This window comes from Actinotalea ferrariae (assembly GCF_019733465.1).
Lineage (GTDB): Bacteria > Actinomycetota > Actinomycetes > Actinomycetales > Cellulomonadaceae > Actinotalea > Actinotalea ferrariae_A.
The window spans coordinates 1-2,168 of the sequence record NZ_JACVQL010000048.1 but is presented as its reverse complement, the minus strand read 5'-3'; the positions used below and the strand labels follow the sequence as shown (position 1 = coordinate 2,168).

The window sequence follows — 2,168 nt, the reverse complement described above, 5'->3', positions numbered from 1 at the left end:
CCGGTCACAGCAGCACCGCGCGCCGCACATCCCGGGGTGCTCGAGCGCGACGGGGCGGGCCGGCCGGGTCGGGGACGCGACGGCGAACGCGACCGGCCTGCCGGGTCGGGGCAACGGCAACGGCAACGGCAACGGCGACACGTGACCGGCCGACCCCGGTCAGGGGACGACGGCGATCGCGTCCGGCACGGGACGCAGGCGTGCGGACCGGCCCGCCGGGGGCAGGCCGCGTGCCGCGCTGGCCAGCGAGCTCGGCTCGACGACGGTCACGAGGCCGACACCGTCGACGTCGACCAGGACCTCCGTCACGCCGCGGCCGAAGCCCGCGCTCACGACGCGGCCGGTGAGCGGTCCGTCGTCGGCCCGCTCGACCGACCCGGGCCCGAGCGCGAAGGTCCCGCCGCCCGACGCCGGCGCTCCGCCCGCGCCCTCGCCCGGGGAGATGGCGCTCGTCGGGCCGTCCGCCATCGCCTCCGCCAGCACTCGCCCCGCCGCCGAGTCGGCGGCCACGAACGCCTCGTAGCCCAGGAACTCGGCGACCCGGCGGCTCGCGGGCCGGTGCCAGAGCACCACGGGCTCGGCGACCTGCAGCAGACGCCCGGCGTCCATGACGGCGATCCGGTCCGCCACGGCGAACGCCTCGTCGTGGTCGTGGGTCACGAACACCGCGGTCGTCCCCGTCGCCGTGAGGGCGGCCCGCACCTCGGTCGCGAGCCGCTCGCGCAGCGACCGGTCGAGCGCCGAGAGCGGCTCGTCGAGCAGCAGCAGGCGGGGTCGCGGCGCGAGCGACCGGGCCAGCGCGACGCGCTGCCGCTCACCGCCCGAGAGGGTGGTCACCTCCCGGCGGTCGAACCCGGCCAGGCCCACGAGCTCGAGCAGCTCGCGGACCCGCGCCTGCCGCTCCGCGCGTGACGCGCCCGCCATCTCGAGCCCGAAGGCGACGTTGCGCGCGACGTCGCGGTGGGGGAACAGCTGCCCGTCCTGGAACATCAGCCCGAAGCCGCGCCGGTGCACGGGCACGCCGGCGAGGTCGGCGCCGCCCCAGCGGATGGTCCCCGCGGACACCGGCTCGAGCCCCGCGATCGCCCGCAGGAGGCTCGACTTCCCGCTCCCCGACGGTCCCAGCAGGGCGAGCACCTCGCCCGGCGCGACGTCGACGTCGAGGTGGTCGACCGCGGTCGCGACCGAGCCGTCGTCGTCCCGGTAGTGCACGACGACGTCGCGCACCTCGAGGCCCTCGCCCGCCCCGCGGGTCGCGGCAGCAGCCGCGTCACCCACGCCACCCGCGCCACCCGCGTCGCGTACGCTCACAGCTCGCCCTCCCCGCCGGGCCGCAGCCGCTCGGCGAGACCCATGACCGCCGCCGTCATGAGGCCGAGCAGCACCGCGGCCGCGAGCGCCATGCCCAGGTTCTCGGCGCCCGGGCGCCCGATGAGCCGGAAGATCACCACGGGCAGCGTCGACCGCTCGGGTCGCGCGAGGAACGACGTCGCCCCGAACTCGCCGAGGCTCACGGCGAAGGCGAACCCGATCGCGACGCCGAGCGAGCGCGCCGCGATCGGCCAGTCGACGTGCCGCAGCACCGCCGTCGGCGCGGCGCCGAGCACGCCCGCGGCCTCGTGGAGCCGGGTGTCGATGGCGCGCAGCACGGGGAGCACGGTACGCACCACGAGCGGCGTCGCGACGACCGCCTGCGCCACCGGGATCAGCGCGGCGGACCCGCGCAGGTCGACGTCGAGCCCCCACGGCCGGTCGAGCGCGACGAGGAACCCGAAGCCCACCGTCACGGCCGAGACGCCGAGCGGCAGCATGAACAGCGCGTCGAGCACGCGCACGGCGCGGCGCGTGCCGGGCGCGCGCGGTCGGCGCGACGCGACCAGCGCCACGAGACCCCCGACGACGACGGCGATCACGGTCGCGTCGAGCGCGATCCGGACCGACGTCACGGCGGCCTCCCACACGGTCACGCTCAGCGCGTTGGGACCGCCCGTCGTCCCGAGCGCGACGTAGTTCCCCAGGCCCCAGCCCTCGCGCGTGCGCAGCGAGCGCACGACGACCGTCGCGAGCGGCAGCACGAGCAGCACGCCGACGACGAGCGCCGTGACCGCCACCGCGACGACGTCGCCCGCGCTCCGGTCGGGCCCGCGCAGCGCCGGCCGCGGCAGGGC

The 2,168-nt window shown here is 77.8% G+C and carries 2 protein-coding genes; both read right to left on the bottom strand.

Annotated features, from left to right (window positions below; all coding sequences use genetic code 11):
• Positions 1–159 precede the first annotated feature (159 nt).
• Positions 160–1,311, bottom strand: coding sequence for an ABC transporter ATP-binding protein (locus ICW40_RS04055; protein ID WP_374199127.1), 1,152 nt, complete (start codon positions 1,309–1,311; stop codon positions 160–162).
• Positions 1,308–2,168 (bottom strand): ABC transporter permease (locus ICW40_RS04050; protein WP_221652551.1); only part of this gene is annotated, 861 nt, incomplete at its 5' end. The genes ICW40_RS04050 and ICW40_RS04055, both read right to left, overlap by 4 nt.